This is a genomic window from Streptomyces sp. MGP-BFMKR1 (assembly GCF_057766585.1).
In genome coordinates, this window is record NZ_CM173408.1 from 1,469,891 (window position 1) to 1,495,021 (window position 25,131).

Genomic DNA, 25,131 nt, shown 5'->3' on the forward strand with positions numbered 1-25,131 from the left:
ACCGATACCATCCCCGAAAAGCCGCCGTCCCCTTTTTCGCTAAGCGGCACCCTCCGCTACGAAGGTCATCCATGCCCCACAGCTCTTCCACCGCACCTCGCGCACGCGTACGCCTCGCGCGCGGAGCGTCGCCGTGGCTCCTTCCGACCGTCGCCACGGCGGCGGTGAGCCTGGCTCGCTCCCGTCGCTCGGGACGCTGGGCTGCCGCCGCCGTGCCCGCCACCGCGCTCGCGGCGGGCATGCTGTGGTTCTTCCGTGACCCAGAGCGCGAGATCGCGCAGGGCCGGGTCATCTCTCCCGCCGACGGCGTGGTGCAGAGCATCATGCCGTGGAAGGACGGACGGACCCGAGTCGCGATCTTCATGAGCCCGCTGAACGTCCACGTGAACCGCGCCCCGCTGGCGGGCACGGTGACCTCGGTCGAGCACATCCCCGGCGGGTTCGTCCCGGCGTTCAACAAGGAGAGCGAGAACAACGAGCGCGTTGTCTGGCACTTCGACACCGAACTCGGGGACATCGAGATGGTCCAGATCGCCGGCGCCGTCGCCCGCCGCATCGTGCCGTACGTGCCGCAGGGCACCAAGGTCGAGCAGGGCGAGCGGATCGGCCTGATCCGCTTCGGCTCGCGGGTCGACATCTACCTCCCGGAAGGTGTCGAGACCGCGGTCGAGGTTGGCGAGACCACCACTGCGGGGGTGACTCGTCTTGACCGTAGTTGATCCGGAGACCCAGTCCGCCTGGGTTCCCGAAGCCGACGAGTGCGGTGACGACACGGACGACATGCCGCTGTCAACGCGGCTGTCGATAGCGGACACCCTCACGCTCGGCAACGCCACCTGCGGCTTCATGGCCGTGTACTTCACCACCACCGGCGTCCTCATCCCGCACCTGACGGGCAACGAGGACGGCGGGATGGCCCGGCACAGCGCCGCCACCGCGGTGATGCTGATGCTGCTCGCCTCGGTCTTCGACCTCTTCGACGGGCTCGTGGCGCGCAAGCTGCGCAGCTCGGCGATGGGCGCGGAGCTGGACAACCTCTCCGACCTGATCAGCTTCGGCCTCGCCCCGGCGTACTTCGTCGTGGTGTGGGGCATGGTCGCCGACGACGCCTATCAGCGGGTATCGGCGGTGGCCGCCATCGTGGTCCTGCTCGCCGTCGTGCTCAGGCTCGCCAGATTCTCCTGTGTGACCCTGCGCGACGGCGTCTTCCAGGGCATGCCAAGCCCCTTCGGGGCGCTGACCGTGATCTCCGTGGTCCTGCTCGAGCTGCCGTTCTTCCCGACCCTGCTGGCCATCGTGGGCGTCGCCTGGCTGATGGTGAGCCGCGTGGAGTACCCCAAGCCGCGCGGGTTGCTCGCGCTGGCGATGCTGGGGTGGATCGTGCTGAGCATGGGCCTGCTGGCCGCCTGGGCCTTCGAGGCCCCCGGTGGCGAGCTGCTGCTCCAGACCGGCTGCGCGCTCCAGGTGGTGCTGGGCGCGGTGATCCCGCTGTTCGCGACGGCCCGCCGGGTCAACACGTTCCGGGACAACCGGCGCGAGGCGCGGGCGACGCAGTTGCCGTAGCGGCCACGCCCCCTTCACGTCCTCCGTGGCGAAGGGCCCGAGCATCTCGCTCGGGCCCTTCGTCGTGCCCGGGCCCGGGACGGGCGGGCGCCGGCGGGTCAGGTCAGGAAGTCAGCCGCGACGCGGGCGGCGAGGCGCTCCAGGAGCGGGCCGGCCTCGGCCATGCAGCGCGCCGGGTCGGGTTCGAGCGCGGTCAGGGCGTACGCCCGGCTCAGACCCGCCTCCCGCAGGGCGTCGGCGTCCAGCGCGAGCCGCCCGCACACCGCGACCACCGGCACGCCGCGCTCCCGGGCCGCCGCGGCCACCCCGGCCGGGGCCTTGCCGCGCAGGGTCTGCGCGTCGAGCGAGCCCTCGCCGGTGATCACCAGGTCGGCGCTGGCCAGCTCCGCGGCGAAGCCAAGCACGTCGAGCAGCACCTCGATGCCGGGCCGGAAGTCCGCGCCGAGCCCGACCAGCGCCCCGTAGCCGACGCCGCCCGCCGCGCCGGCCCCCGGCGCGTGGACGTGCGCGGCGGCGCGCGGGCCCACCGCGTCCTCCAGTACCCGCGCGTAGCGCGTCAGGGCCGCCTCCAGGGCCGCCACGTCCGCGGCGCTGGCGCCCTTCTGCGGCCCGTAGACCGCGGCGGCGCCCTGCGGGCCGGTGAGCGGGTTGTCGACGTCGCTGGCGAGGGTGACGGCCGTTGCCGCCAGGCGGGCGTCGAGCCCCGACAGGTCGGCCGCGGCGAGGTCGCGCAGCGCCCCGCCGCCGGGGCCGACCGGGCGGCCCCGCGCGTCGCGCAGCCGCGCCCCGAGCGCCGTGAGCATGCCGGCGCCACCGTCGGTGGTGGCGCTGCCGCCGACGCCGAGGACGATGTCGCGGGCGCCCGCGTCCAGCGCGGCGCGCAGCAGCTCCCCCGTGCCGTACGTGGTGGCGGTCAGCGGCGCGAAGGTGCCCGCGGGCAGGTGCCGCAGCCCGGACGCCTCGGCCATCTCCACGACGGCGCTCGTGCCGCGCAGCGCGTACGAGGCGTCCACCGGGGTGCCCAGCGGCCCGGTGACCCGGGCCGTGCGGCGCTCGAAGCCGGCCGCGACGGCGGCGTCCACCGTGCCGTCGCCGCCGTCGGCGACCGGCACCGCCGCGACGCGCACGCCAGGCGCCGCCGCGCGCAGCCCGGCCGTGAGGTGCTCGGCGACCCGCACCGCCGTCAGCGAACCCTTGAACTTGTCCGCGGCGATCAGCACCCGCGCCGCGCCGCGCCCGCCTCCGCCGCCCCCGTCGTCGCCGTTGCCGCCCCCGCCGTCACCTGTCTCGTCGCCTCCGCTTACGCGTCGCGCGCGGGGCGCGGCCTCGCGCTCGGCGGCGGGCCGGTCGCCGTCGGCGGGCCGGGCCGGCTCGCCGGCCGTGTCCGGCTGGTCCGTGTCCGACTGGCCCGTGTCCGGCTGGCCCGTGCCCGACTGGCCCGCGTCCGGCTGGCCGGTGGTGCGGGCGTGGGGGCTCCGGGCCGGTGCGGCGGGGCCGGGCGGCGCCGGTCGCACCCCATCGCGTAGCGGGCCGGGCGCCGTGGGCGGGGAGTGTGGTGGAGTGGGCACCGCTGGGACCGTCGGTGGTGGCACCGGGGGTCGGAGGCCGTGCGGTGTCGGTCGGGTGTCGGTCGTCGCGGCGTACGTCACCGTGTGTCCCCCTGGTTCCGGCCGTGCTCGCGCACGGGCAGTGGCGCCGCGGTGACCCTATCCGCGGGGCTCGACGCTGCCCACGGTCGTAGTCGTGGCCAAACGGCGCGCCACGGCCGCATCTCCTGCTTTATCGCACCATAGTGGTGCGCCATGAGTACCCCGCCTACCCAGTCCACCGATCTGCCGCCCGACCCGGACGAGGCCCCGGCCGACGTGCACGACCCGCCGCCCGACCGGGCGGTCGTCACCATCGGGGTGGTGGCCGTGCTGGCCGCCGTCGGCTGGGCCGCGCTCGCCAAGGACAACTTCGCCGACACCTCGGACTCCGCCCTGAACTGGGTGCTCACCAACTTCGGCTGGCTCTTCGTGGTGGCCGCCGACGTGTTCCTGGTGCTGTGCCTGTACATCGCGGTGAGTCGGTACGGCCGGATCAAGCTGGGCCGGGACGAGGACGAGCCGGAGTTCGGCAACCTGGCCTGGATCGCCATGATGTTCAGCGCCGGGATGGGCATCGGCCTGATGTTCTACGGCGTCGGCGAGCCCCTGCTGCACTACACCGACCCGCCGCCGTCCAGCGGCGTGAAGCCGGGCACGGGCGAGGCGGCCCGCACGGCGATGGAGTACTCGTTCTTCCACTGGACCTTCATGCCCTGGGCGATCTACGGCATGGCCGGGCTCGCCCTCGCCTACGTCGTCTTCCGCAAGGGCCGCGGCAACCGGCTCAGCTCCGTGTTCGTGCCGCTCATCGGCGAGCGGCGGGCCGACGGCTGGCCGGGCCGGATGATCGACCTGCTCGCCGTCTTCGCGACCGTCTTCGGCACCGCGACCAGCCTGGGCCTCGGCGCCCTGCAGGTCGCCGAGGGGCTCGACCTCACCGCCGGCGTGGACAACACCAAGACGGTGCAGCTCGTGATCATCTGTGCCCTGTCGGCGGCCTTCGTGCTCTCCGCCTTCTCCGGCCTGCACAAGGGCGTCAAGTGGCTGAGCACGCTCAACATCGTGCTCGCGGCGCTGCTGATGGTGTTCGTCTTCCTCGTCGGCCCGACGGTGTACGTACTGGACAGCGTGCCGGCGAGCATCGGTGGCTACCTCAACGACCTGCTGCCGATGGCCTCGCACACCGGCGCCTTCACCGACCGGAGCTGGCTCGGCACCTGGACGATCTTCTACTGGGCCTGGTGGCTGTCCTGGGCGCCGTTCGTGGGCACCTTCATCGCCCGCATCTCGCACGGCCGCACCATCCGGGAGTTCCTGATCGGGGTGCTGCTGGTGCCCAGTGGCGCGACGATGATCTGGTTCTGTGTGATGGGCGGGAGCGCCATCCGGCTGGACTCCAGCGGCACCGCCGACCTCACCGAGAAGGTCAAGGACGGGGCGGAGGCCTCGCTGTTCGGCATGTTGGACGCGCTGCCGCTGGGTACCGCGACCGCCTGGCTGGCCATGGCCCTGGTCATGACGTACTTCATCACCAGCGCCGACTCCGCCTCGCTGGTCATGGGCTCGCTGACCAGCCGTGGGTCGCTGCACCCACGCACCTGGCTGGTCGTCGCCTGGGGCATCCTGATGGCGGCGGTGGCCGCGGTGCTGCTGGTCGCCGGCGGCCTGGACGCGTTGAAGACGGCCACGATCCTGGTGGCGCTGCCGTTCGTGCTGGTGATGCTGGCGCTGTGCTGGTCGCTGCTGCGCGAGCTGCGGACGGACCCGGGGGCCGGGCCGAAGCGGCACCACGCCATGCACGGGCTGCGGGACGCGATGCGCGCGATGATCGGCGAGGCGCTGACCGAGCAGACCCCCACCCGGCACCACCGGCTGCGCCGGGCCGCCGAGCGCGCCGCTGACCGCGAGGACTCGGACTCCTCCAGCGGCTCCGGTGGCTCGGGAGGCTCCGGTGGCTCGGGGGGCTCTGGAGGCTCCGGCTGAGGCGTAGCCACCCGCCCGCGCCCGGCCGACGCGGCACCGGCGCCGGCCGGACGCGGGCGGGAGTGCCGGGCCGCGGCCCAGGGCGCCCGCGCCCGTAATTCGCGGGCCCCGGCCCGGGCGGGGGACGTACAGTGCGCCCGATACGTCAAACGATCTTCGAGTGCTCCGGCGGACGCGTGTGCTCCCTCGGAGCGGAAAGCGCAGGGCGCCCGCCATGACCTCCCCCGCGACCGCCGTACGCCTCGCCACCCGGGCCGACGTGCCGCGCGCGACCGCGACGCTGACCCGGGCCTTCGCCGACTACCCCTTCACCCGGCACACGGTGGCCGCCGACGACCATCTGCGCCGCATCGCGGAGTTCCAGGAGTTGTTCGTCGACCGGATCGGCCTCGCGCACGGCCGGGTCTGGGTCGGCGACGAGGGGGCGGCGGTGGCCGTGTGGACCACGCCGGAGACCGTCGCCGCCGGCGCCGTCCTCACCGAGCTGGCGCCGCGCTTCGCGGAGCTGGCGGGCGACCGGGCACAGGCGTTCGAGCAGGCCGAGGCGGCGTTGGAGCCGCACCGCCCGCAGGGACCGGCGTGGTTCCTGGGTTCGGTGGGCGTCGATCCCGCGCACCAGGGCCGCGGGCTCGGCCGCGCGGTACTCGCGCCCGGCATCGAGGCGGCCGAGCGCGCGGGGCTGCCGGCCTACCTGGAGACCTCCGAGGCCCGGAACGTGGCCTTCTACCAGCGGCTGGGCTTCGCCGTCAGCGCGGAGGTCGAACTGCCCGGCGGCGGGCCGCTGACCTGGGCGATGACGCGGCACGGCTAGCGCGACCCGGTCGGGGCGGCCGATGGGGGGCGTCCCGCTGGGGGCGGGACGGCGCGGGCCGCCAGGCGGTGCCCGGTGGCCGGTGGCGCGTCGGTGACCGGTGCGCCCTCGTCGAGGCCGCCCCCACGCCATTGACCTCAAGTGGCCTTGAAGTTGCACCGTTAGGCCATGACGAACCCCCTGGCACGCCCGCGGGTCGGCGTGGTGCTGCCGTCCCTCGCCGCGCAGCGCGAGCAGAAGATCGACTTCGCCGACGCCGCTCGGCACGCCGAGGACGTGGGGCTCGACCTCGTGGCGTACGGCGGCCGGCTCGCCGGGGACGGGCCGGCGGTGGAGGCGGCGGTCGCGCTGGCGGCGGTGGCCGCGGCGACCGAGCGGCTGCGGATCTGCTCCGGCGCCCTCGCGTCCGCCGACCGCCCGCTGGCCTGGGCCGCGCGACAGATCGCCAGCCTGGCGCACGTGGCGGGCGACCGGCTCGTGCTCGGCGTCGACGGGTACGAGGAGCCCGCGCGCGGGGGCGAGCGCGGCTTGTGGCTGGACACCGCGTTGGCGCTGCTGCCTCGGCTGCTCGCCGGCGAGCGGGTGCACCTGCCGGACGGGACGGGCGAGGTGGGCGAGGCGGCGTGGAACCGGGGCCAGGTGGCGTGGGAGCTGGGTCACGCCGTGCCCGGGCCGCAGGTGTGGGTGGGTGGCACCTCGCCGGCCGCCATCCGGCGCGTGGTCCGCTCCGCCGACGGCTGGTTCCCCTCGCTGGTCTCCCCCGACGAGGTGGCCGCCGGCGTGGTGCGGCTCGCCGAGCGGGCCGTGTGGCGCGGCCGGCCCGCCCCCACGGTGGCCGTCGGCGTCGTCGGGGCGCTCGGCGGCGGGCCCGAACTGCCCGGGCGCGGCGCCCCCTGGCGGCCCGCGTGGCGGCGGCGCGCGGGGTGGCCGTGGACGCGCTGGCGGCGGCGCCGGTCGTGGGCGGGGCGCGCGAGGCGGCGGAGCGGTTGCACGCCTACTGGGGAGCGGGGGCGCGGCACGTCGTCGTCGGGTTCGCCGACGGTGACTGGCGGGCCCAGGTGGACGTGCTCGCCGAGGCCCGCGCGCTGCTCGGCTGAGCCGGGCCCCCGCCGTGGTGCCGGGCTCTCAGAAGAGCTGTTCCTGGGCCGCCTGCTCCGTGGCGTCGGCCACGAACGCGCCGTCCAGGCACTGGACGCGGCCCCGCTCGAAGTCCAGCAGTTGGCGCTTGCGCTGGAGCCCGCCGCCGTAGCCGGTGAGGCTGCCGGTGGAGCCGATGACCCGGTGGCAGGGGACGATGATGCTGATGGGGTTCTTGCCGTTGGCCAGGCCCACCGCGCGGGCGGCGCTCGGCTGCCCGATGGCGTCGGCGAGTTGCCCGTACGAGATGGTCACGCCGTGCGGGATGGAGCGCAGCTCCTCCCAGACCCGGCGCTGGAACGGCGTGCCGGACAGGTGGATCGGCAGCTCGGAGAAGTCGGTGCGGTGGCCGTCGAAGTACTCGGCGAGTTGGTCGATGGCCGCGGCGAAGGGCACCTCGTCCCGTTCGCCGAAGGTCTCCAGCGGCGGCCGGTGCCGGTGGTCGGTCATGTACAGACCGGAGAGCACCCCGTCGGTGGCCACCAGGGTGAGCGGACCACAGGGGCTGTCGATGAGGGTGTGGACGCGTACGGGCACGGCAGGTAGCTCTCCTTGGGCTCGGGCTGAGTGAGGGTATCGGGGGCGGCGCGACCGGCGCACGCCACGGGCGTCGGCCGCGCGCGGGGGCGGGCGGGGCGCGTCAGGCGGGCAGCAGGTTGATCGGGTGGTCCTCGGTGGCCCACAGGTACTGCACGGCGTACGCGCGCCAGGGCCGCCACCGGGCGCTGTGCCGGATCAGCGCCCCGGGGGTGCTCGGCAGGCCGAGGCCCTCGGCGGCGCGGCGGATGCCGAGGTCGGTGGGGAGGAAGGCGTCCGGGTCGCCGAGGGCGCGCATCGCGATCACCTCCACGGTCCACGGGCCGATGCCGGGCAGGTCCGCCAACTGGGCGCGGGCCCGGTCCCAGTCGCTGCCGACGCCGAGCGTGATGTCCCCGGAGGCGAGCGCGTCGATCAGGGTGCCGAGGGTGGCCCGCCGGGTGCGCGGCATGGCCAGGGCCTGCGGGTCGTGGCCGGCCAGCGCCTCGGTGCTGGGGAACAGGTGGGTGAGGCCGCCGGCCGGGTCGTCCACCGGCTCGCCGTGCGCGGTGACCAGCCGGCCCGCGTGGGTGCGGGCGGCTGCCGTGGAGACCTGCTGGCCGAGCACGGCCCGTACGGCGAACTCGTCGGCGTCCACCGTGCGCGGCACCCGGCGCCCGGGCGCCTTCTCCACCAGCGGTGCCAGCTCCGCGTCCGTGCGCAGCAGGTCGTCGGTGGCGACGGGGTCGGCGTCCAGGTCGAGCATGCGGCGGCAGCGGCTGATGGCGCCCGCCAGGTCGCGCTGGTCGGTCAGCGAGAGCTGGCAGCCGATGTGGTCGGGCGCCGGCCGGAGGCTGACGATGCCGTGCCCGTACGGCAGGCGCAGCGTGCGCCGGTACGCGCCGTCGCGCCACTCCTCCACGCCGGGCACGGCGGTGGCGGCGAGGTGGCCGAACAGGTTGTCCGGGCACAGCGGGGCGCGGAAGGGCAGCCGGAGGCTGAGCACGCCGGGCGCGGTGGGCCGGTCGCCGCGGCGGGTGCGCCCGCGCAGTTCCGTCGGGGAGAGGGCGAAGACCTCCCGTACGGTCTCGTTGAACGTGCGGATGCTGGCGAAGCCGGCGGCGAAGGCGACCTCGGCCATCGGCAGCTCGCTGGTCTCGATCAGCAGCCGGGCGGTCTGCGCGCGCTGCGCGCGGGCCAGCGCGAGCGGGCCGGCGCCGAGTTCGGCCAGGAGCTGGCGCTCGATCTGTCGGGTGCTGTAGCCGAGCCGGGCGGCGAGGCCGGGGACGCCCTCGCGGTCCACCACGCCGTCCGCGATCAGCCGCATGGCCCGGGCGACGAGGTCGGCGCGCTCGTTCCACTGCGGGGAGCCGGGGCTGGCGTCCGGGCGGCAGCGCTTGCAGGCGCGGAACCCGGCCTGCTGGGCGGCGGCGGCGCTCGGGTAGAACGTCATGTTCTCGACCTTGGGCGGCACCACCGGGCAGCTCGGGCGGCAGTAGATGCGGGTGGTGAGGACGGCGGTGAAGAACCAGCCGTCGAAGCGGGCGTCCTTGGACTGGACGGCTCTCACGCACCGGTCGAAGTCAGAGTGCATGCGCTCAGCATCGCGGGTGCGCACGGCTGGGGGCTCGCGGAAATCCGACATGGCCCTGGAGCCGCGCCCATCTGGCTGATCTTGATCCATCGGCCCGTCGTTTCGCCCCCCGTCCCGCCCCGCCTCGTCCAAGGACGCCCACCCCGCCCCGGGGCGGGCCCGTCAGCACCGCCGGCGGCGGGGCGAGGTCGGGGCGCGCAGGGGGCGCCGGTCAGGCCGGGCGCACGTCGAGGCCGGCGACGCGGGTGGTGGGTGGGGTGCCGTCGGACAGCAGCAGGGTGGTGATCCGGTCGGCCGGTCCGGCGGTGAAGTGCACGTGGCCGCCGGGCAGCGGTACGACGGTGCCGTCGGCGGTGGTCGGCAGGCACAGGAGGCGGCTCAACCAGCCGGCGGCCACGGCCGGTTCGGGCGTCTCGATCACGAAACCGGCCAGGTCGTGCGCGCCGCGCCGGCCTCCCCCGCCCCGGTAGGTGTCGAGGATGACCTGCCGGTCGGGCTCGTAGCTGATGAAGAACGGCGCCCAGCGCGGGGCGTCCGCGAGGAACGCCTCGCGGAAGGAGACGGGCGAGCCCTCCTTGGCGAAGGTCACCAACTCGACCTCGTGGCCCGCGCGGCGCAGCCGTTCGGTGGTCGCCGTGGCGTCGGTGACGTTGACCGCGAAGTTGAGCCCACCGCCGCCGGCCGCGATCTGGTCCGTCACGAACGGCATCATCGGCGCCATCGCCCTGCCGTACGGGGAGTCGGCGAACTCCGCGTGGTCCACGACGGTGAGGATCTCGACGTAGCGCACGTCCAGGCGCCACGCGCCGTTCTGGAAGCCCAGGTAGGGCGGGTTGACGTGGGCGGGAAGGCCGGCGGCCGTGTACGCGGCGACCGCTGACGGCACGTCGGGGACGCCGTGCAACAGGTGGTCGAACTCCGGTGACTCCGGCGACTGCGTGGTCATGTCCCGCCCTCTCCCTGGAAGTTAGGTCACCCTAACAACAGCGGGCGCGGCCCGTGCGCGGGCCCCCTACCAGCGGCGCAGCCCGCTCCACACCGCGCGCGCCGCGTGGTGCCCCGACATGCCGTGCACGCCGGGGCCGGGCGGGGTGGCCGAGGAGCACAGGAAGATCGCCGGGTGCGCGGTGGCGTAGGGGACGCGGGCCAGCTTGGGGCGCAGCACGGTCTGGAGGCCCGTGAAGGCGCCGCAGGCGATGTCGCCGCCGACGTAGTTGGCGTTGCGGGCGGCCAGTTCGGGCGGGCCGGCGACGGCGCGCGCGAGCACCCGGTCCCGGAAGCCCGGCGCGAAGCGCTCCAACTGCCGCTCGATGACCTCGGTGGCGTCCCCGCGCCAGCCGCTCGGCACGTGCCCGTACGCCCAGAAGGTGTGCTTGCCGGCGGGCGCGCGGGTGGGGTCGATGAGGCTGGGCTGGGTGGTGATGAGGAAGGGCACGCTGGGGTCGCGGCCCGCGACGGCGGCGTGCAGCGCGCCGTCGATCTCGCCGAGGGTGGGACCGATGTGCACGGTGCCCGCGCGGCGCGCCTCGGCGGCCGTCCAGGGCACCGGACCGTCCAGGGCGTAGTCGATCTTGAAGGCGGCGGGCCCGTAGCGGAAGCCGCGGTAGGCGTCGCCGAGCCCCGCGATGCGGGCGAGCGCGGTGGGCGAGGTGTCGAAGATGTACGCGCGGGCGGGCGGCAGGTCGTCCAGGCGCTTGACCTCGTAGTGGGTGTGCACGTCACCGCCGAGTTCGCGCAGGTACGAGACGAGGGCGTCCGTGATGGCCTGCGAGCCGCCACGGGCGACGGGCCAGCCGACCGCGTGCGCGGCGATCGCGAACATCAGGGCCAGGCCGCCGGTGCCGACGCCGCGCAGCGGGGCCACCGCGTGCCCGGCGAGCCCGGCGAGCAGGCCGCGGGCCTTGTCCTGGTGGAAGCGGCGGGCGAGCAGCGCGGCGGGCTGGAGGGCGAGCGAGCCGAAGCGCACCCAGGTGGCCGGGTCCCGTGGCCGCCCGAGCCACGGGGTGCGCAGGAAGTCGGCGGCCAGCGCCTCCCAGCGGCCGACGAAGGGCGCGACCAGCCGGCGGTAGGCGCCCGCGTCCCGGGCGCCCAGCGACATCGCGGTCTCCCCCACGGAGCGGGCCAGGATCGCGGCGGTGCCGTCCGGGAAGGGGTGGGCCATCGGCAGCTCGGGGTGCAGCCAGGTCAGGCCGTGCCGCTCCAGCGGCATGGCGTTGAAGGCGGGCGAGCCGGCGCCGAGGGGGTGCGCGGCCGAGCACGGGTCGTGCCGGAAGCCGGGCAGGGTCAGCTCCTCGGTGCGGGCCCCGCCGCCCGGCGCCTCGCGGGCCTCGAACACCTCCACCGCGTGGCCACGACGGGCCAGCTCAACGGCGGCGGTCAGGCCGTTCGGCCCGGCCCCCACCACCACCGCGTCGAGCATCGACGGCACATCGGCCTCCTCGCCTGTGAGGTCGCCCGCGGTGGTGGCTACGGCGTGCGCGATTCGTGCGCTGACCTAGCCGACCGCGGTCAGCAGGCTCAGGATATGCGCCGCGGTCTCCGCGTCCCGCGCCGCGGTGAAGGGCAGCGCGTTGCCGCCCGCGAGGCGGAAGGGCTCGCCGGCCACGGTGCCGGAGGCGCCGCCCGCCTCGGCCACCAGGAGCAGCCCGGCGGCGTGGTCCCAGGGGTTCTCCCAGGAGAAGGCCACGGCGTCCAGCAGGCCGCGGGCCACGTCCAGGTACTCCAGGCCGGCCGAGCCGCAGGGCCGCGGGGCGACGCCCTCGGTCATGAGCCCGGACAGGGCCGCCTTCTCCACGTCGGTGGTGAAGTCGTAGTGCGAGATGGCCACGTCGATGACCTTGCCGGCCGGGCGCGGGCCGCAGCGCAGCGGCCGGCCGCCCAGCTCGGCGCCGCCGCCCCTGCGGGCCACGGCCATCAGGTCGAGGGCGGGCGCGTACGTCCAGGAGGCGAGGAGTTCGCCGCGGTGCGCCAGCGCGACCAGGGTGGCGAAGCCGGGGTCGCCGTGGACGAACTGGCGGGTGCCGTCCACCGGGTCCACGATCCACACCGGCACCTCGCCCTCAAGGGCGGCCAGGACGCCGGCGTCGGCGTGCACGGCCTCCTCGCCGACGACCACGGAGCCGGGCAGCAGCGCGGTCAGCGCGACGGTGAGCTGTTCCTCGGCGAGCCGGTCGGCGACCGTGACGAGGTCGTGTGGGCCGTTCTTCTGCACGATCTCGTGCTGGGCCAGTTGCCGGAACCGCGGCATGATCTCCGTGGCCGCCGCCTTGCGGACGGCCTCGTCCACCGCCGCCTCAAGGCGTGCCCATTCCCCCGGGTCCATTGCTTCGATCATGTGTCCATCGAACCACGCCCCACCAGCAGGATTGACATCGCGTGGCTGGCCGCAGGGTGAACTCCGGGAAAACCGACACGGCGGCCGGGCTCAGCGGCCGACCGCGTACCCCTGGGCCCCGCGCGGATTGGCCGCCGCCGACAGCACGCCGGTCTCCGGGTCCCGGGCGACCGCGCTCAGCCTGCCTTCCGACCAGGGCCCGCCGACGGTCACGTCGTGGCCCCTGCGGCGCAGCTCGGTGATCAGCTCCGGGTCGAACCGCTCCTCGACGGTGACGCCGCCGGGGCGCATGCCGCGCGGGTAGAACGACTCGGGGAACCCCTCCTGGTGCCAGCCCGGTGCGTCGATGGCGCCCTGCAGGTCGAGCCCGCCGCGCACGGGCGGGCGCAGCGCCACCGCGAGGAAGAAGTGCGTCTGCCACTGGTCCTGCTGGTCGCCGCCGGGGGTGCCGAAGGCGAGGACGGGCTCGCCTTCGCGCAGCGCGAGGGAGGGCGAGAGCGTGGTGCGCGGGCGGCGGCCCGGGGTGAGCGTGTTCGGCAGGTCCGGGTCGAGCCAGGCCATCTGGAGCCGGGTGCCGAGCGGGAAGCCGAGTTCGGGGACGACGGGGCTGGACTGGAGCCAGCCGCCGCTGGGCGTCGCCGAGACCATGTTGCCCCAGCGGTCCACGACGTCCAGGTGGCAGGTGTCGCCCCGGGTACCGCCGTCGGCCGTCACGGTCGGCTCGCCGACGCCGGCCGCCGCGCTGGTCAGCGGGCCGGTCGCGGCCCGCTCGCCACGGGCGACGGCGTGGGTGTGCGCGGCCAGGCGCGGCACCCGGCCCCCTGGGTGCCCCGGGCGCAGCTCGTACGAGGCGTCCGGGCCGATCAGCGCGCGGCGCGCGGCGTTGTAGTCCGCGTCGAGGAGGGCGGCCAGCGGCACGGTGCCCGGCCCGCGCGCGTCGCCGTACCACGCCTCTCGGTCGGCGAAGGCGAGCTTGCCGCCCTCGACGAGGGTGTGCACGTACTCGGCCGTGCCGTGGTCGGCGGCGGTCAGGCCGTCCGGGAGCAGGGCGAGTTGTTGGAGCAGGACCGGGCCCTGCGACCAGGGGCCCGGCTTGCACACGGTCCAGCCCTGCCAGTCGTAGCGGGCCGGTTCCTCGTACGTGGCCTCGAAGCCGGCCAGGTCGTCGCCGCTGAGCGGGCCCGCGTGCCGCTCGCCCGAGGTGTCGAGCGCCGGGCGGGCAGCGGAGGCGACCAGTGCCTCGGCTATGAAGCCGGTCCGCCACACCCGGCGCGCGGCGTCGATGCGCGCCTCGCGGTCGCCGCCGGCCGCGTCCGCCTCGGCCAGCAGGCGCCGCCAGGTGGCGGCCAGCGGCCGGTTGGTGAACAGGGTGCCGGGGGCGGGCGCCTTCCCGCCGGGCAGGTAGACCTCCGCCGAGGTGGTCCACTCGCTCTCGAACAGGGCCCGCACCCGCTCCACGGTCTCCGTCAGCCGCTCCACGGGCGGGTGGCCCGCCTCCGCGTAGCCGATGGCGTACCGGAGCACGGACGCGAGTGGCTTGGTGCCGTGGTCGCGCAGGAGGAGCAGCCACGCGTCGAAGGCGCCGGGGACGGCGGCGGCCAGCGGTCCGGTGCCGGGGACCAGCTTCAGGCCGAGGTCGCGGTAGGCGGCGGCGCTGGCGCCGGCCGGCGCGGGGCCCTGCCCGCACAGCACGCGCACCGCGCCGCCGGCCGGGGCGATGATGATCGGGACCTCGCCGGCCGGGCCGTTCAGGTGCGGCTCGACCACGTGCAGCACGAACGCGGCGGCCACGGCCGCGTCGTAGGCATTTCCGCCGTCCTCCAGGACCGCCATCGCCGACTGGGAGGCGAGCCAGTGCGTGGACGAGGCCATGCCGAAGGTGCCGTGCAGGGTGGGCCGGGTGGTGAACACGAGAGCGGACTCCTCGGGCCGGGGGCGGGTGCGCTGGCGCGAGCGTACGCAGCGCGCGCACGGTCGCGGCAGTACGCCCGCCCCCGGCCTCGGAGCGACGGGTGGGTGGCCGGCTCAGACGACCGTGACCGGGAGGCGGACCACCGCGTCGAAGAGGTAGCCCTGCGTGTTGGGCGGGGTGTGGTCGGGTTGGGTGTTGCCCGCCGCGTCGGTGGCCCGGGCCAGCAGCGTGGTCGGGCCGGTGGCGTGCGGGTGCCAGGGCACGGACCAGCGGACCCAGCCGTGCCGGCGCGGCGGGTCCTGGAGCTGGGCCCGGCGCCAGTGCGCCCCGCCGTCGGTGCTCACCCGTACCTCGACCACGGGCGCGTGCCCGGACCAGGAGCGGCCGGTCAGCCGGTGGGTGTGGCGGGCGACGAGGGTGGCGCCGTGGTCCAGCTCGAAGGTGGATCTGACGGGCTGTCGGGTCAGCGGCGCGCTGCCCTGCGGCGGGTGGCCGGGCCCGAACAGCCGGTAGTAGTCGGTGTCCCAGGGCGAGTGCAGGTCCTCGGCGCTGACCTCGATGTCGCCGAGCCACTTGATGGAGGCGACGCCGACCCAGGACGGCACCACCACGCGGAGGGGGTAGCCGTGGTCGGGCGGCAGCGGCGCGCCGTTCATCTCGTACGCGAGGAGCACGTCGGCCAGCGCCTTGGCGACCGGCAGCGGGCGGCGCACCCGGCCCAGGTTCACGCCGGCCGTGACGTACTCCGCGTCGAGCCCACGCGGCATGACGGCCACGGCGTGGTCGCCGATTCCCGCCCGGTGCAGCACGTCGGCCAGGCGCACCCCGCGCCAGCGGGCCACGCCGACGGCGCCGAGCGTCCAGGGCGTGCCGGTGACGGTGTCGTGCTGCTGGGAGGTGAAGTAGCCGCGCGCGTTGCCGGCGCACTCGATGGCCACGTCGCGGCTGACGGCGGGCAGGGCGCGCAGGTCGGCCAGGGTGAACCGGGCGGGCCCGCCGCGCAGTCCGCTGCCCCACACGGTCAGCCGCCAGGTGTCCGCGTCGAGGGCGGGGGTCGCGGTGTGGTTGCGGACGAAGAAGCGGTCGTTCGGCGTGTGGAAGCCGGTGCCGCGCAGGGCCGACGGGCGGGTTTCGGCGTTGGTGCCGTGGCGGGTGAACACGTCGGCCGGCAGCGGTTTGACGATGCCACCGGGCGCCTCGGCCGCCGCGGCGGGCGCGGCGGCGCGGGCGGCCTGGGCGGCGACGGGGACGGTGGCGAGCAGCTTGAGGACGGTACGTCGGGCGGAAGTCATCGCGGAACACCTCGGGAGGAGAGCGCTGGCGGGCGCGGACGCCCGGGAGCGCGGAAGGGGCGAGGGAGCGGGCGCGCGGGGCGCGCTGGGGCGAGGCAGGCGTCAGCGACAACAACGACAGGGGCGCGGCACAGAGCGCGCGGTGACAGCCATGCGGGCATCTTAGACACGCGCCCGGGCCAGGTCAGCGCCTCCCGCACGACGGCTGCGGCGCACCGCTCGAACGGCGGCCGACCACCCGGCGGTACGGGGCGGAACGTGCCCAACGCGGCCCAAACACGGCCCGGGTGCCGGGGCGACGGGGCGACGGGGCGACGGGGCGACGGGGCGACGGGGCGAGGATGACGGCGGTCGGTGACGGGGCCGGCCGGGTAGCAGCGGGCCGGGGTCGGCCCGGTGGTGGGGGCGGCCGGCCCCGCGCTGCCGGGCTACAGGGCCTCGAAGCCCGGGATGACCTCCTGGCCGTAGCCGTCGATGACGTGCTCGCGCGCGTCGTGCATCGCGTACACGGCGAACTGGTCGACGCCCAGGTCGCGCAGGGCGGCCAGGCGGGCGATGTGGGCGCGCGGCGGGCCGATGAGGCAGAAGCGGTCGACGATCTCGTCGGGGACGAACTCGGTGTCGGGGTTGTCGGCGCGGCCGTGGTGCGCGTAGTCGTAGCCCGCGCGCCGCTCGATGTAGCCGGTGAGTTCGGCGGGGACCAGGTCGGAGTCCTGGCCGTAGCGGCTGACGAGGTCGGCGACGTGGTTGCCGACCATGCCGCCGAACCACCGGCACTGCTGCCTGGCGTGCGCCAGCGCCTCGGGCGTGTCGTCGCACAGGTAGGCGGGCGCGGCGACGCAGATCTTCACCGCGCGCGGGTCGCGGCCGGCGTCGGCCGCCGCGTCGCGCACCGCCGTGACCATCCACTCCGTCAGCAACGGGTCGGCCAGTTGCAGGATGAACCCGTCGGCCTTCTGTCCGGCCAGCGCCAGCGCCTTGGGCCCGTACGCCGCCATCCACACCGGCAGCCGGCCCCCGCGCGCCCACGGGAGCCGCACCGTGGCGCCGTCCACCACCGCCTCCCGCCCCTCGGCGAGGTCGCGCAGGGCGTCGATGCAGGTGCCGAGGGTGGCCAGGCTGCACGGGCGGCGGCCGGCGACGCGCAGCGCCGAGTCGCCGCGGCCGATGCCGCACACGGTGCGGTTGCCGTACATCTCGTTGAGCGTGGCGAAGGTGGAGGCCGTCACCTCCCAGGCGCGGGTGCCCGGGTTGGTGACCATGGGGCCGACGATGAGGCGCTCGGTGTGTTCGAGCACCCGGCTGTGGATGACGAACGGCTCCTGCCACAGCACGGCGGAGTCGAACGTCCAGCCGTAGCGGAAGCCGTTGCGTTCGGCGCGCCGCATCAGGCCGACGGTCTGCGCGGCGGGCGGGTCGAGCTGCAAGACGAGGCCGAAGTCCACGGTGGCCCTCCTGACGTGACGGGGTGGGGGGTGGCCCGGCGACCGGGGCCCGGGGTGGCCGGGGCGGCCGGGCTAGCGCAGGTACGCGCAGGTGCCGCGCGGCACGTACCGGCCGTGGCCCGCGCGGCCGGTGAAGGTGCGCCGGTCGATGACGACCTCGCCGCGCGAGAGCACCGTCTCGCACCGGCCGGTGACCTCGCGGCCCTCGTACGCCGAGTAGTCCACGCTCATGTGGTGGGTGCGCGCGGAGATCACCTGGCTGGCCCGCGGGTCGTAGATGACCAGGTCGGCGTCGGAGCCGGGGGCGATGGTGCCCTTGCGCGGGTAGAGGCCGAACATCCGGGCCGGGGCCGCGCAGGCGATGTCGATCCAGCGGCGCCGCGAGATGTGGCCGTCGACCACGCCCTGGTGCAGCAGGTCCATCCGGTGCTCCACGCCGGGCAGCCCGTTGGGGATCTTCGAGAAGTCGCCTCGGCCCAGCTCCTTCTGGCCCGCGAAGCAGAACGGGCAGTGGTCGGTCGAGACCACCTGGAGGTCGTCGGTGCGCAGGCCACGCCAGAGCGCGGCCTGGTGCTCGCGGGGCCGCAGCGGCGTGCTGCACACGTACTTGGCGCCCTCGAAGTCCGGCTCAGCCAGGTTGTCGACGGACAGGAACAGGTACTGCGGGCAGGTCTCGCCGAAGACTGGCAGCCCCGCGTCCCTGGCCCGCGCCAGTTCCGCGAGCGCTTCGGCGGCGGAGACGTGCACCACGTACAGCGGGCAGTCGGCGACCCGGGCCAGCGCGATGGCCCGGTGCGTGGCCTCCGCCTCCAGCAGGGTCCTGCGGACCTCGCCGTGGTGGCGCGGGTCGGTGCGGCCCTCGGCGACGGCCTGTTCGACCAGGACGTCGATGGCCGGGCCGTTCTCGGCGTGCATCATGACCAGCCCGCCGTTGCGGGCGCCGTGCTGCATGGCGCGCAGTATCTGGCCGTCGTCGCTGTAGAACACGCCGGGGTAGGCCATGAACAGCTTGAACGAGGTGACGCCCTCGGCGACGAGCAGGTCCATCTCGCGCAGGGAGCGCTCGTTGACGTCGGAGACGATCATGTGGAAGGCGTAGTCGATGGCGCAGTTGCCCTGCGCCTTGGCGTGCCAGGCGTCCAGGCCGTCGCGCAGCGTGTAGCCCCGGGACTGTACGGCGAAGTCGACGAGGGTGGTGGTGCCGCCCCAGGCGGCGGCGGTGGTGCCCGAGGCGAAGGTGTCGCTGGAGAACGTGCCGCCGAACGGGAACTCCAGGTGGGTGTGGGCGTCCACGCCGCCCGGGATGACGTACCTGCCGCGCGCGTCGATCTGCCGCGCCGCGCTCCACCCGGCCGCGAACTCGGTCTCCGGCGCGGCCACGGCCACCACCCGGCCGTCCTCGATCAGCACGTCGGCGTGGACCTCGTCGGCCGCCGTGACGACGAGCCCGCCGCGGACGACGGTACGGCTGGCTTCGCTCATGAGGCGTGGTTCCCTTCTGCGTCGGCCCGGACGGACGGGTTGGCGGCCGTCGCCCGCAGCGCGGCCTCCAGGATGGCCGCGCCCTCGTCGGCCTCGGCGACGGTGAGGGTCAGCGGCGGGGCGACGCGCAGCACGCTGCCGTGGTGGCCGCCGCCCTTGCCGATCAGCAGCCCGCCCTCGCGTGCCGCTTCGAGGACCGCCGACGCGGCCCGCGGGTGCGGCTCCTGGCTGCCGGGCCGCACCAGTTCGACGCCGATCATCAGGCCGCGCCCGCGCACCTCGCGCACCAGGTCGAGCCCGGCCGTGGCCGCCCGCAGCCGTTCGATGAGCAGCCCACCGACCCGGCGGGCGTTGCGCTGGAGGTCGTGGTCGATGAGGTAGCCGAGGTTGGCGAGCGCCGCGGCCATGGTGACCGGGCTGCCGCCGAAGGTGGAGATGGAGTTCGCGTCCAGGCAGTTCATGATCTCGGCGCGGCCCACCACGCCGCCGACGGACATGCCGTTGCCGATGCCCTTGGCGAAGGTCAGCAGGTCGGGCGGGCCGCTGCCGGCGTGCGCCTGCCAGCCCCAGAAGTGGTCCCCGGTGCGGCCCCAGCCGGTCTGCACCTCGTCGCTGATCCACAGGATGCCGTGCCGGTCGAGGACCTCGCGGAAGGCCGCGTACAGCCCGTCCGGCGGCGAGGTGAAGCCGCCCACGCCCTGGATCGGCTCGGCGATCAGCGCCGCGACCCGGCCGTGCGCCTGCCCGAGCAGGTCCGTGAGGTCGGCCACGCACGCCTCGACGAACCGCTCGTCGGTGAGGTGGGCGAACGGGCCACGGGAGCGCACCCCGCCGTGCACGAACAGCGTGTGCAGCGGGGAGGCGCCGGTGGGCGACCAGTCGCGGTTGCCGGTGACGCCGACGGTGGAGAACGACCGGCCGTGGTAGCTGTTGCGCATCGCCAGCACCTGCTGGGAGCCGCGGGCCGCGGTGGCGAGCAGCAGGGCGGTGTCGTTGGCCTCGGTGCCCGAGGTGGTGAAGAAGACCCGGGCGTCGGGGATGCCGGAGAGCTGCGCGATCCGCTCGGCCAGCTCCACCATGGGCCGGCTCAGGTAGAGCGTCGAGGTGTGCGCGATGCGTCCGACCTGCTCGCTGACGGCCCGGGTGACCTCGGGCAGCGCGTGCGCGGTCATGGTCGTGAGGATGCCGCCGAAGAAGTCCAGGTAGCGCCGCCCCTCGGCGTCCCAGACGTGCCGGCCCCGGCCGTGCGTCAGCTCGATCGGCTGGTCGTAGTTGAGGGCGAGCCACGCGGGCAGCACGGACCGGTGCCGCCGCAGCAGGTCCGCGTGGGCGCCGGGCGGCCGGGGCGGTGGGTCCTCGGGGCGCGCGGTCACGGCCGCACCAGCCCGGTGTACGCGTCCGGGCGGCGGTCGCGGTAGAACGCCCACTGCTGGCGCACCTCGTCGATGAGGTCGAAGTCCAGGTCCCGTACGAGCAGTTCCTCGGCCGTGTCGCTGGCGGGCGCGCCGACCAACTGGCCGCGCGGGTCCGCGAAGTAGGAGGTGCCGTAGAAGTCGTTGTCGCCGTAGCTCTCCATGCCGACGCGGTTGATGGCGGCGACGAAGTACGCGTTGGCGACGGCCGCGGCGGGCTGTTCCAGGCGCCACAGGTGCGCGGAGAGGCCGCGGGCGGTGGCGGAGGGGTTGTAGACGAGTTGCGCGCCGCCGAGCCCGAGTTCCCGCCAGCCCTCGGGGAAGTGCCGGTCGTAGCAGATGGTGACGCCGACCTTGCCGACGGCGGTGTCGAAGACGGGCCAGCCCAGGTTGCCCGGCCGGAAGTAGAACTTCTCCCAGAACCCCCTGAGCTGCGGGATGTGGTGCTTGCGGTACTTGCCGAGGAAGCTGCCGTCGGCGTCGATGACGGCGGCGGTGTTGTAGTACACACCGGGTTGCTCGCTCTCGAAGACGGGGGCGACGATCACCATGCCGGTCTCGCGGGCGAGTTCCCGCATTCGGGTGACGGTCGGCCCGTCCGGTACGGGCTCCGCCCAGCGGTAGTGCTCGGGCTCCTGCACCTGGCAGAAGTACGGGGCGTTGAAGACCTCCTGGAAGCCGATCACCCGGGCGCCCCGCTCGGCGGCCCGGCGGGCGTGCTCCTCGTGCCCCGCGATCATCGACTCCGTGTCGCCCGTCCAACTCGCCTGTACCAGCGCGGCACGCACAACAGTGGCCATGAGCTGCTCCTTCGTCGGGCCGTCAGCCAGAGGGGGACCAGTGCTCCACACGCGTAGATCACGTGAGGATGCGACCGTAAGGCCCGTCACGGACGGTGGCAAGACCATCGGCGGTGAGCGACGAAGTCGATCACATTCCGGGGCCTGTCAGGTGATATCGGGGAGGCCGTGCGCGCCCGTCATGCGCAGGGCGTGCACCGTGTCGCGGTGGTGGCGCGCCGAGACCGTGCCGGCGGCCTCGATCAGCGGGGCCAGCAGCGCGGCGCGCCCGTCGGCCACCACCCGGGCCGCCTCCGCGCCGCCGCGCGTCCGGACCAGCGCGGCGAGCAGCGCGACCACCAGTGGCCGGCACCCGGACGCGCCGAGCGCGCCGGCCACCTGTGCCACCTCGGCGACGGGCCGCGCGGCGCCCTGACGCAGCAGCAGCCGGCAGTCCCGCTCGCGGCCGGCCGCGTCGAGCGCGGCGAGGGTGGCGGCCAGGCGGGGCGGCGGCAGGGAGGCGACCTCCCACAGCAGCGTCGCCACGTCGGCGTCGAGCCCCTCCGCCGCCAACGCCCCGGCCAGCAACGGAATTAGCGACGCGGGCCACCCGGCGCTCTCGCACAGCACGGCGTGCGCCTCGCCGCTGCTGCCGGCCCTCCGAAGCCGCGCCACGCGCGCCGCGACCCCGGCCACCACGCGCCGCTCGGCGAGCGGGCCGATCACGGCCGGATCGGCGGCGGACGACTGGGCGGCTGACGGGCCGGCGGCGGACGGATCGGCGGCGGGGTCGGTGGCGCGGGCGTCGTCCGCGAGGCCGGGGGCGTCCCCCACGGGGGCGTTCGGGCCCCCGGGCGCGCGTCCCGCGTCCGGTGGCGGCGCGCTGGCCGGGCCAGTCGCGGGAGCCTCGGCCAGGTCGGGGGTCGGAGTCGGGGGCGGGCCGAACGCGGGCTCGGGGGCCGGAGTCGAGGCCGGGGCCGGGCTCTGGGCGGGGATCGGGGCCGGGGTGGGGGCCTGACCCCGGTTCTGGGCGGGGTCCGCCGCGCTCGGGGCCGGACCCTCTTCCGCGTCCGGGGCGGGGGCGAGACGGGCGCGGAGTTCGGCGCAGCGCGCGCTCGCGCGGTGCCAGTCGTCCCAGGCCCAGGCGATGTCCGCGGCGTACCGCTCCGCCGCCTCGTCACCTCGCTGGCGGCGCGCGGCGTGCGCGGCGGCGACCAGTTGGCGCTGGCGGCGGCGCGCGCGGTCGCCCTCGGCCGCCATGGCGGCGAGCCGCTCGCGCAGGACGGCCCGGCTGCCGGGCCTGGCGTCGAAGGCGGCGGTGGCGGCCCGGTACAGCCACCGGGCCCGTTCGGTGGCGCTGTGCGCGGTGGCCGGGCCGCGCAGTGCGGCCATGTCGTGCAGGAGCGCCTCGACCACATCCCAGGGCGGGATCTCCCGACCGTCGAGACAGTCGGCCAGCCCCTGCGGGTCGCGCTCGGCGAAGACCTCGTACCAGCCGGCGTGCGCGTCGAGCACCCGGGTCAGCGCGCGCAGGAACCGTGCCAGGGCGGCCACTTCGGCCAGCCCCGCCGGATCGACGGGCCCGGCTGGATCGGCGGGCCCCGCCGGATCGGCCGCGGCGGCCGGTTCGGGGTCGTTGGGGCGCCTCATCCCTCCCCCTCCGTCGTGCCACCGGCGCGCCGTGGGGGCACGGGCCGCGGCACGGGGCCGCGGGGGCGACGGTGGCATGGACAGCGAGCGCGCGCCGGGTCGCGCCGGGCGGGGTGCCCCCCACTCCCCCGTCCGGTACGGCCCGCCACGCCGTGGCCCCTGGCGCGGGGCGACTTCCGGCCCCGGTACGGGGCGGCTACGTCGTACGGCGGTCGCGGGGCGGTGCCGGGGCGGCCGGCCGGCGCCCGGCGCGTACGGAGCACGCGCGCGGGGCCGGTCCGGACAGGCGTCACGGGCGGGCGGCGCCGGCCGGGGGTCGTCGGCCGGCGCCGCCGCCGGTGGCTCAGCGCCCGGCGGGCGCCGTCCCGTGCGGGAAGACCACCTGGGCCGAGCCGCCGCCGCGCCGGTTCGTCTCGGCCGCGGCCAACCAGCGCCCGTCGGGCAGGCGTTGGACGCCGGTGGCGGCGCCGATCTCCCGGTTCTTGGTGAACCGGTGCCCGAGCGCTTCGAGTTCGGCCCGCAGCGGGCTGTTCCACAGGCCGGGTTCCAGCTCCGTGGTGGCGGAGTTGCGCTGGCTGGCGCGCGGCGCGGCGATGGCGTCCACCAGCGGCAGGCCACGGTCGAAGTGGTTCAGCAGGGTCTGCAACACCGTGGTGATGATGGTGGCCCCGCCGGGCGAGCCGAGCGCGACCACCGGGCGCCCGTCCTCGAACACGATCGTCGGCGACATCGACGAGCGGGGCCGCTTGCCGGGCCCGGGCAGGTTCGGGTCGTGCACGCCCGGTGTGATGGGCGCGAAGGAGAAGTCCGTCAGCTCGTTGTTGAGCAGGAAGCCGCGCCCGGGCACCGTGATGCCGCTGCCGCCGGTCTGCTCGATCGTCAGGGTGTAGGCGACGACGTTGCCCCACTGGTCGGCGACCGTCAGGTGCGTGGTGTCCCGGCCCTCGTACGGGGTGGGGCTCGCGGTGCCGGACGCGTCGCAGCGCTTCGGGTGGCGCGGGTCGCCGGCCGGAAGCGGGCTGGTCAGCGCCTTGTCGTCGCTGATCAGGCAGGCCCGCGCGTCGGCGAACCGCTGCCCGAGCAACTGCCGGGTCGGCACGTCCTCGAACGCCGGGTCGCCCACCCAGCGGCCCCGGTCGGCGAAGGCGATCCGGCTGGCCTCGATGTAGCGGTGCAGGAACCGCTTCTCGCTCAGCCGCGCATCGCCGCCGCTCCGCGCGGTCCCGTGGTCGCCGCCGGTGGCCGCGCCCTTGTCGGCGTGCGTGCCCTTGCCCGCCCGGCCGAGTTCGGCGCTCTCCAGGATGTTCAGCGCCTCGCCGACCGTGGTGCCGCCCGAGGAGGACGGGGCCATGCCGTACAGGTCCAGGCCCTTGTAGTGGGAGCGGCTCGGGGCCTGCGAGCGGGGGGTGTACGCGCGCAGGTCGGCGCGCGTCAGGTCGCCGGGCCGCACCGTGCGGTCGGCGCCCTTCGCGACCGGGGGCGTGCGCACCGTACGAACGATGTCGCGGCCGATCTCGCCACGGTAGAGGGCGTCGACGCCCTGCCGGGCCAGCAGGTCGTAGGTGCGGGCCAGGTCCGGGTTGGTCAGCGTGCTGCCGACCACGGGCAGCTTGCCGCCGGGCAGGAACAGCTTCGCGCTGGCCGGGAAGTCGGCGAAGCGCTCCTGGTTGTCGGCGGTCTGCGAGCGGAACGTCTCGTCCACCGTGAAGCCGTCGCGGGCCAGCCGCTGCGCGGGGCGCAGCACCTGGCCGAGGGACTTGGTGCCCCAGCGGTCGAGCGCGGAGTCCCAGGTGGCCGGGGTGCCGGGGGTGCCGACGCCGAGCCCGCTGGTGACGGCCTGGTCGAACGGGATCGGCTTGCCGTTCTCCAGGAACAGGTCGCTGCCGGCGCTGCGCGGCGCGGTCTCGCGGCCGTCGATGGTGGAGACCCGCTTGCGCTTGGCGTCGTAGTACACGAAGTACCCGCCGCCGCCGACGCCCGCCGAGTACGGCTCGGTGACGCCCAGCGCCGCCGCGGTGGCGACCGCGGCGTCCACGGCGTTGCCGCCGCGCCGCAGCACCTCGATGCCGGCGGCGGAGGCGTCCTGGTCGACGCTGGAGACCGCGCCGCCGTAGCCGACGGCCACCGGCGTCTTCTCGGGCGTGCCCGGCGGGGTGTGGGCGGGGCTCGCGGGCCGCGCGCCGTCCGCCACCCGGTCCGGCGTCGCCGGGCCCTCGGCGATGGCCGGCACGGAGCCGAGCGTGGTCAGCAGCGCCGCGGTCGCGGCCACCGCCGCCCAGCGGCGGGCGCGGGTGCCGCCGCTCCGGGACCGGCCGGCGGCGGGCGGTGGAAGTCCCGGCGCGGTGGCGGTCGAGCGAAGCGACACAGCAGGGCGGACCATCCTGACCTCCAAGCAGAAAGCGGGCGGCAGCGGCCGGAGCCTACTCGCGCGTGGGAGCGGACGACAGTACGTGCGGGGTACGCGTGTCCCCACGAGCGCCGGCGTACGCCACCCGTACGGGGACGTTTGAGCACCCACGAACCCACGGAACCCCGCCCTACCGGCGGCCACCTGACGTACGGTCAGCGCGGCCCCGCCACCGGACGCGAACCGCCCGCCAGCCACGGCCCGGCATGAGGCGCCCACCGGCAC

At 75.6% G+C, this 25,131-nt stretch carries 19 protein-coding genes and 1 pseudogene; 6 read left to right on the plus strand and 14 right to left on the minus strand.

The window, feature by feature from the left end; genetic code table 11:
* Positions 1-71: 71 nt before the first annotated feature.
* Positions 72-719: a phosphatidylserine decarboxylase gene (locus AC3CHW_RS05605; protein WP_176164770.1), complete on the plus strand. Its 648-nt coding sequence runs from the start codon at positions 72-74 to the stop codon at positions 717-719.
* Positions 706-1,563 carry a CDP-diacylglycerol--serine O-phosphatidyltransferase gene (pssA, locus tag AC3CHW_RS05610; protein WP_176164769.1) on the plus strand — a complete coding sequence of 286 codons (858 nt, stop codon included), beginning with the start codon at positions 706-708 and terminating at the stop codon, positions 1,561-1,563. The genes AC3CHW_RS05605 and pssA overlap by 14 nt, the downstream gene beginning before the upstream one ends.
* Positions 1,564-1,661: 98 nt before the next feature.
* Here the strand turns inward: pssA and AC3CHW_RS05615 are convergent, their stop codons facing one another.
* Positions 1,662-2,783, minus strand: coding sequence for a glycerate kinase (locus AC3CHW_RS05615; protein WP_488470973.1), 1,122 nt, complete (start codon positions 2,781-2,783; stop codon positions 1,662-1,664).
* Between the two features lie 582 nt (positions 2,784-3,365).
* Between AC3CHW_RS05615 and AC3CHW_RS05620 the strand changes: the two genes are divergently transcribed.
* The 4 genes and pseudogenes from AC3CHW_RS05620 (at position 3,366) to AC3CHW_RS05635 (ending at position 7,043) form a co-directional block, all read left to right on the plus strand.
* On the plus strand, positions 3,366-5,135 hold the full coding sequence (locus AC3CHW_RS05620) for a BCCT family transporter (protein ID WP_398608394.1): 1,770 nt from the start codon (positions 3,366-3,368) through the stop codon (positions 5,133-5,135).
* 214 nt (positions 5,136-5,349) lie between these two features.
* Positions 5,350-5,946 (plus strand): GNAT family N-acetyltransferase, encoded by a 597-nt coding sequence (locus AC3CHW_RS05625; RefSeq protein WP_176164767.1) that lies wholly within the window; start codon positions 5,350-5,352, stop codon positions 5,944-5,946.
* Positions 5,947-6,114: 168 nt separating this feature from the next.
* Positions 6,115-6,780, plus strand: a pseudogene (locus AC3CHW_RS05630) (LLM class flavin-dependent oxidoreductase); the annotation flags it as partial.
* Positions 6,781-6,851: 71 nt separating this feature from the next.
* Entirely contained in the window at positions 6,852-7,043 is a 192-nt protein-coding gene (locus AC3CHW_RS05635) for a hypothetical protein (RefSeq protein ID WP_488469754.1), read from the plus strand.
* Positions 7,044-7,071: 28 nt separating this feature from the next.
* Here the strand turns inward: AC3CHW_RS05635 and AC3CHW_RS05640 are convergent, their stop codons facing one another.
* From AC3CHW_RS05640 to AC3CHW_RS05700, 13 genes are all read right to left on the minus strand, one after another.
* Positions 7,072-7,620: a methylated-DNA--[protein]-cysteine S-methyltransferase gene (locus tag AC3CHW_RS05640; protein ID WP_398608391.1), complete on the minus strand. Its 549-nt coding sequence runs from the start codon at positions 7,618-7,620 to the stop codon at positions 7,072-7,074.
* A gap of 103 nt (positions 7,621-7,723) precedes the next feature.
* Entirely contained in the window at positions 7,724-9,193 is a 1,470-nt protein-coding gene (locus AC3CHW_RS05645; RefSeq protein WP_187059630.1) for a DNA-3-methyladenine glycosylase 2, read from the minus strand.
* Between the two features lie 211 nt (positions 9,194-9,404).
* Positions 9,405-10,139, minus strand: coding sequence for a VOC family protein (locus tag AC3CHW_RS05650; RefSeq protein ID WP_488469755.1), 735 nt, complete (start codon positions 10,137-10,139; stop codon positions 9,405-9,407).
* Positions 10,140-10,205: 66 nt separating this feature from the next.
* Positions 10,206-11,612 carry a phytoene desaturase family protein gene (locus tag AC3CHW_RS05655; protein WP_488470974.1) on the minus strand — a complete coding sequence of 469 codons (1,407 nt, stop codon included), beginning with the start codon at positions 11,610-11,612 and terminating at the stop codon, positions 10,206-10,208.
* 75 nt (positions 11,613-11,687) lie between these two features.
* Positions 11,688-12,527 (minus strand): inositol monophosphatase family protein, encoded by an 840-nt coding sequence (locus tag AC3CHW_RS05660; RefSeq protein ID WP_398608389.1) that lies wholly within the window; start codon positions 12,525-12,527, stop codon positions 11,688-11,690.
* A 90-nt stretch (positions 12,528-12,617) separates the two neighbouring features.
* Positions 12,618-14,438, minus strand: a complete 1,821-nt coding sequence (locus tag AC3CHW_RS05665; RefSeq protein WP_488469756.1) for a gamma-glutamyltransferase family protein — start codon at positions 14,436-14,438, stop codon at positions 12,618-12,620.
* A 114-nt stretch (positions 14,439-14,552) separates the two neighbouring features.
* Positions 14,553-15,731 (minus strand): sulfite oxidase, encoded by a 1,179-nt coding sequence (locus tag AC3CHW_RS05670; RefSeq protein ID WP_488469757.1) that lies wholly within the window; start codon positions 15,729-15,731, stop codon positions 14,553-14,555.
* 428 nt (positions 15,732-16,159) lie between these two features.
* Entirely contained in the window at positions 16,160-17,176 is a 1,017-nt protein-coding gene (locus AC3CHW_RS05675) for a TIGR03842 family LLM class F420-dependent oxidoreductase (protein WP_488469758.1), read from the minus strand.
* 72 nt (positions 17,177-17,248) lie between these two features.
* Positions 17,249-18,658, minus strand: coding sequence for a dihydropyrimidinase (gene hydA, locus AC3CHW_RS05680; protein ID WP_398608385.1), 1,410 nt, complete (start codon positions 18,656-18,658; stop codon positions 17,249-17,251).
* Complete coding sequence (locus AC3CHW_RS05685) at positions 18,655-20,031, minus strand: aspartate aminotransferase family protein (RefSeq protein ID WP_488469759.1); 1,377 nt, start codon at positions 20,029-20,031, stop codon at positions 18,655-18,657. The genes hydA and AC3CHW_RS05685 overlap by 4 nt, the downstream gene beginning before the upstream one ends.
* Positions 20,028-20,870, minus strand: coding sequence for a nitrilase-related carbon-nitrogen hydrolase (locus AC3CHW_RS05690; RefSeq protein ID WP_488469760.1), 843 nt, complete (start codon positions 20,868-20,870; stop codon positions 20,028-20,030). Before AC3CHW_RS05690 ends, AC3CHW_RS05685 begins: the two co-directional genes overlap by 4 nt.
* Positions 20,871-21,017: 147 nt before the next feature.
* Positions 21,018-22,499 carry a hypothetical protein gene (locus AC3CHW_RS05695; RefSeq protein ID WP_488469761.1) on the minus strand — a complete coding sequence of 494 codons (1,482 nt, stop codon included), beginning with the start codon at positions 22,497-22,499 and terminating at the stop codon, positions 21,018-21,020.
* A 343-nt stretch (positions 22,500-22,842) separates the two neighbouring features.
* On the minus strand, positions 22,843-24,879 hold the full coding sequence (locus AC3CHW_RS05700; protein ID WP_488469762.1) for a gamma-glutamyltransferase family protein: 2,037 nt from the start codon (positions 24,877-24,879) through the stop codon (positions 22,843-22,845).
* Between the last annotated feature and the right edge of the window lie 252 nt (positions 24,880-25,131).

What these genes read in the sequence shown, in the direction of transcription:
- AC3CHW_RS05650 (WP_488469755.1), bottom strand. Translation starts at nt 10,139, where the DNA reads ATGACCACGCAGTCGCCGGAGTCACCGGAGTTCGACCACCTGTTGCAC.
- AC3CHW_RS05655 (WP_488470974.1), bottom strand. Translation starts at nt 11,612, where the DNA reads ATGCTCGACGCGGTGGTGGTGGGGGCCGGGCCGAACGGCCTGACCGCC.
- AC3CHW_RS05695 (WP_488469761.1), bottom strand. Translation starts at nt 22,499, where the DNA reads ATGAGGCGCCCCAACGACCCCGAACCGGCCGCCGCGGCCGATCCGGCG.
- AC3CHW_RS05625 (WP_176164767.1), top strand. Translation starts at nt 5,350, where the DNA reads ATGACCTCCCCCGCGACCGCCGTACGCCTCGCCACCCGGGCCGACGTG.
- AC3CHW_RS05620 (WP_398608394.1), top strand. Translation starts at nt 3,366, where the DNA reads ATGAGTACCCCGCCTACCCAGTCCACCGATCTGCCGCCCGACCCGGAC.
- AC3CHW_RS05670 (WP_488469757.1), bottom strand. Translation starts at nt 15,731, where the DNA reads ATGACTTCCGCCCGACGTACCGTCCTCAAGCTGCTCGCCACCGTCCCC.
- AC3CHW_RS05660 (WP_398608389.1), bottom strand. Translation starts at nt 12,527, where the DNA reads ATGATCGAAGCAATGGACCCGGGGGAATGGGCACGCCTTGAGGCGGCG.
- AC3CHW_RS05605 (WP_176164770.1), top strand. Translation starts at nt 72, where the DNA reads ATGCCCCACAGCTCTTCCACCGCACCTCGCGCACGCGTACGCCTCGCG.
- AC3CHW_RS05700 (WP_488469762.1), bottom strand. Translation starts at nt 24,879, where the DNA reads ATGGTCCGCCCTGCTGTGTCGCTTCGCTCGACCGCCACCGCGCCGGGA.
- hydA (WP_398608385.1), bottom strand. Translation starts at nt 18,658, where the DNA reads ATGAGCGAAGCCAGCCGTACCGTCGTCCGCGGCGGGCTCGTCGTCACG.
- AC3CHW_RS05690 (WP_488469760.1), bottom strand. Translation starts at nt 20,870, where the DNA reads ATGGCCACTGTTGTGCGTGCCGCGCTGGTACAGGCGAGTTGGACGGGC.
- AC3CHW_RS05645 (WP_187059630.1), bottom strand. Translation starts at nt 9,193, where the DNA reads ATGCACTCTGACTTCGACCGGTGCGTGAGAGCCGTCCAGTCCAAGGAC.